Origin of the sequence: Legionella sp. km772 (assembly GCF_003989735.1) — a bacterium.
Lineage (GTDB): Bacteria > Pseudomonadota > Gammaproteobacteria > Legionellales > Legionellaceae > Legionella.
Map to the genome: position 1 here is coordinate 1 of NZ_RZGQ01000198.1, position 4,622 is coordinate 4,622.

The following is a 4,622-nucleotide window of genomic DNA, read 5'->3' on the forward strand; positions in this document are numbered from 1 at the left end:
AGTGAAATAAAAAAATCTAAAAATCCTTCTTCCAGCTTCATTCCTATATCCATTTAAATGAAGCTAGCCTCTCATTATTTACCGATTTAAGCTAGATTTTTTTCATGAGGTGGCCCTGGGTTAAGCCCATGAATATGTGTTATTTAATTTAAATTAAACTTAGACTATCATAGCTCTTTATGATGTCTAGAGGCAGATGATTGTTTTATAAAAATAAATAAGACAGTGTAGCTATTAGTTTAAATTGGATGGTAATAATGATTTTTTTCGGGATCAAAAAAATAAAATATTGTCTGCCTTTAGCAGTATTAATGGCTGTAGGATGTAGTTCAGTAGGGCCGCAAATTTTACCCAAAGATCGCTACAACTATAATAAAGCGATGAACTATAGTTCAAATCAAGAGTTACTATTGAATATAGTGCGTTTACGTTATGATGAGAATCTCATGGCACTAAAGGTAAGTAGTATTTCTGGAAGTGCGAGCATTTCTGATGGTCTTACTTTAGGTAGTTCGGTGACTTTTCCAGTCCCAGGAAAAGCAAATGGCGGTTTGTCACCCTCAGCTAATCTTAACTATTCAGATAACCCCATCGTAAGTTATACACCGCTCGATGATCAGGCCTTTTTCCAATCCTTTTTAAGTCGATTGGACTTATATGATGTTAGTTTGCTTTTACAATCAGCGTGGAGTATTCCGCGCGTTCTGCGCGTAGGTTTCCAACAGGTTGGAAAGGCCTTTAATGCGCCAAGTGCTGCTCGTTCGACCTCCTCGCATGTCCCACAATATCAAACCTTTATTGATATGACTTATGTATTGCGAAGAATGCAGTTGGCTGATGCCATCACCGGTTTTTATTCTAAGCAAGGCGATGTGGAAAATTTAACCTTAGTCATTGATAAGCATTATAGGCTAACGCCTAAAGAGCGGACCATTTTGCGTAAAGCTGGAATAGAAATCTATCAAAATCAAATCGTCTTTAGTAACTATCCTGGTCCTCATAAGGTTTATGTCGTGACCCGCTCAGTAATCGGCGTCTTTCATTATTTATCTAAAGGGGTGCAAGAGCCACCTGAAGATATTAAACGCCAAGTTATGGTACAAACAGTTTATAAAGATGGTAGGGTGTTTGATTGGCAGCAGGTTTTGCGGGGAATGATGAAAATTTATTACAGTGATTCGCAACCTAAAGACGCTTATTTAGCTATTCCATATCGTGGCCGTTGGTATTATATTAAAGATTCTGATAGTGATTCAAAACAGACTTTTGCCTTGTTGGCTAATATTACCGGGCTGGCACAAACATCGGCTCCTGCATCTGCAGCACCAGCGTTGACCCGCTCAGTGTAAGATGCTCTATAATTACATTAACGAATCTGTATAGCTCTTGGCTTTGCTAAGAGCATAGAAAAAGGACTTAAGGTGAAATTGCAATTTCTAGGGACAGGTGCAGCGTTTACTCCTATTACTGAAAATTTTCAGTCTAATATGATTATTAAAAGCCCTAGTGGAAGAAATTTACTAATTGATTGTGGTTCTGATGGGCGCCACTCCTTAGCCGCGGTTGGCTTAACTCATCGTGATATAAGTAGTGTCTACATCAGTCATTTACATGCTGATCATGCTGGTGGTTTAGAATGGTTGGCCTTCACTAATCGTTTTGATAAGCCGGCGCGTAAACCGCAACTTTATATTCATCCCTCTTTACAACAACGTTTATGGGATAATGTCTTGTCTGGAGGCTTGCAATCCATTGAGGGGGATCGCCCCGCGCGTTTAACGGATTTTTATGAGGTAATGCCGCTTCAACAAGAGCGTTTCACTTGGGAAGGAATAGAGTTCGAATTAGTAAAAACAGTGCATGTTTCTAATGGTACTGAGCTTACTCCTAGCTATGGTTTATATTTTGCTACCTCTAAAACAAAAATTTTTATTACCACCGATACGCAGTTTGAACCCAGCTTGTATGAGCCTTATTTTTTGCAAGCTGACTTAATATTCCATGATTGCGATACTGGAGAACATCGTAGTCCGGTGCATGCCCATTTGTCCGAGCTTGCAACTTTACCTGCCTCTATAAAAGAAAAAATGTGGTTGTATCATTATAATTGCATTAAGGGAATCGATCCTAAAAAATCAGGTTTCCCTGGATTCGTAAAAAAAGGGCAAGAATTTGATATTTAGTCCCGTATTTTCCTTAATGTGTAAGGCTGACGCAAGGCAGCATCGTTGCGCTAAATTATTTAGTCAGTGCAACATAAGCGCCATCCCAGTTTTCTCCCGGAGGATTCTCTTTATAAGTTTTAACCCGGTCAAGGTAAACCTCATATAAGTAGCGGTTAGGATACTTGGTATGTAGGGTGGTAAATAAGGATTCGGCTATTTCCCATTCTTGATTGAAATAATGTTGTACCGCTATGGCATGGGCATTAACTTCTTCTATTTGTTCTGGGCTGACTTCAGTGGCTAATCCAAGAGGTAAATAAATATCAACGCCTTGAGTTTTCCCTTTCACTTTAACTTTATCAACATAAAGGAATAAGAAATCGTCTTTAGTTTCTTTATAGGTATCTTCTCCAACCAGAATATCAACCTCATAAGGTCGACACATCCCTTCAAGTCTTGAAGCTAGGTTTACAGAATCACCAATGGCCGTGTAGGCCCGGCGATATCGAGAACCCATATCGCCCACATTAATCATTCCTGTATTAATACCAATGCCAATATGAATATCGGGCAAGTTTTTTTCTAAAAATATTTTATTTACCTCTTGGAGGGTTCTTTGCATTTCTAGCCCGGCTAAGATGGTTTTTTTAGCGTGTTGGTGATCTGAAATCGGTGCGTTCCAAAAGGCCATAATCATATCGCCAACGTATTTATCGATGGTGCCGCCAAGCGCAAAAATTACCGCAGTCATGGCGCTTAAGTATTCATTTAATTGTGCTTTTAATTGCACTGCGGTTAATTTTTCAGACATGGTGGTAAAACCACGAATATCGGAAAATAATACTGTTAGTTCTTTACTTTCTCCTTCTAGCAAGCTTTCATTGGATGATTTTAAAATGGTATCGATATGTTGTTGAGGCACATATTGCCCAAAAACAGATTTAATTTCTTTTCTTTGTTTACTGGCCGATAGATAGCTATTGACCATATTCATAAAGGCTAAAAATAAAACGGCAATGAGGGGAAATAATAGGGTTAAAACGAGATGATGGGTGGTCCACAGCCAGGTGGTGGTGAAAAGCCATCCGAGAATACTTAATAAGGCAATTATTGACAAAATAAATGCATTCAGAAAGGGAAATAAAAGGGCGCCAATAACCCCCAGCCCGATAATAAGCACAAATTCAAGTCCTCGACCCCATACTGGTTTCGCGGGAAAATAGTTATCTAAAATCGCCGATGCAATGGATGCATGTACTTCTACTCCAGGGTAATTATTCGCAATAGAGCTCGGTTTTAAATCTCCTAACCCAGTCGCTGTAGCGCCAATAAAAATAATTTTACTGGCAATATCTTTTTCTTTAACTCTATTCTCTAAAATATCACTCGCAGAGATGTAGGGGTAGGCGTAAGCGCCAACTCGGAAGGGAATTAGAATACTGCCTGTTTCATCCGTAGGTATAAGGGTTTGATCTAATTGAAGCCCTTCTAAAACAGAAGTCCTTCCATAATTAGCAGTCACTAACTGTATTTGATCACTTAATAAATATAAGCGCGTTGCCTCAAGCGCCAGGGAGGGATAAATGTTATTATGGTAATTCATGATTAAATTAGTTTGTCTTAAGGTACCATCATCATCGGGAGCAGCATTAAGAAAGCCCGCTTGGTGGGCTGCATTTTGCAGCACCGCTATATTACCTAAATAACCATTCATGGTTGGGATAGCTAAGGAATTTGCTTGTTCCTGCGATAGGGTTAACAGCGGTGCGGGTAAAGATCCAGACGTACTGTCATTTTGAGCATCTAAAACCATCCCTAAAACAAAATCTCCTTGGCTTAGCGATTTGGCAAAGGCTTCATCAAAATTAAAATAGGGTACTAACTGCTTTAGTGAGGTATGCAAGCTACCGTCGCTGGCTGCCGGTGTTTTATCTAAGCTACTTAAGGCTTGAGTCATAATATTTCGTTCAGGTTCTGAAAAGATAATATCAAATGCAACCACCGCAGCCTGCATTTGGTGGAGTTTATTTACGAGAGAGGCCATTTTTTCCCTTGACCATGGCCAGCGTCCTTGCTCAGCAATGCTTTGATCGTCAATCGCAACAATGGCAATATTATTTTGTTTGATTGGCGGAAGTTTATCGAGGTTGGCGCGCAGAAGGTGGTCATACACGGCGTTGTTAATCGTATTGACCAAGGCGGTGGTAGTGCTATTGCTGGAAATGTAGAGCCAAGCAAGGAGGCCTACAAAAATAAAACCGATTAGAAAAGCGATACCATTATTTTTTAGTATTTTTTTCATCGCAACTCCATTGCACTTTGCTCGCCTACCTAAGCTTATTAACTCATGTTACGCACGGTCAATTTTAAGCTGCCATATTTTTAAGCTCCTGCCAAGCAATCTGGTTCGCTCTAAGAATCAATTTGTACTTAATAGCAAAGTGATTTAAATGAGTT

4 protein-coding genes are annotated in these 4,622 nt (G+C 39.5%); 3 read left to right on the forward strand and 1 reads right to left on the reverse strand.

All coding sequences use genetic code 11. The features are described 5' to 3' along the window. Nucleotides 1-311 precede the first annotated feature (311 nt). A complete protein-coding gene (locus tag ELY15_RS13570) occupies nucleotides 312-1,349 on the forward strand; it encodes a hypothetical protein (RefSeq protein WP_127100938.1) in 1,038 nt (345 codons plus the stop codon). Nucleotides 1,350-1,421: 72 nt separating this feature from the next. After that, a complete protein-coding gene (locus tag ELY15_RS13575; protein WP_233586767.1) occupies nucleotides 1,422-2,183 on the forward strand; it encodes an MBL fold metallo-hydrolase in 762 nt (253 codons plus the stop codon). Between the two features lie 55 nt (nucleotides 2,184-2,238). Here ELY15_RS13575 and ELY15_RS13580 read toward each other — a convergent pair whose 3' ends face one another. Beyond that, on the reverse strand, nucleotides 2,239-4,467 hold the full coding sequence (locus ELY15_RS13580; RefSeq protein WP_127100940.1) for a CHASE2 domain-containing protein: 2,229 nt from the start codon (nucleotides 4,465-4,467) through the stop codon (nucleotides 2,239-2,241). Between the two features lie 10 nt (nucleotides 4,468-4,477). Between ELY15_RS13580 and ELY15_RS16250 the strand changes: the two genes are divergently transcribed. Next, nucleotides 4,478-4,615: a hypothetical protein gene (locus tag ELY15_RS16250; protein ID WP_158617499.1), complete on the forward strand. Its 138-nt coding sequence runs from the start codon at nucleotides 4,478-4,480 to the stop codon at nucleotides 4,613-4,615. Nucleotides 4,616-4,622 lie beyond the last annotated feature (7 nt).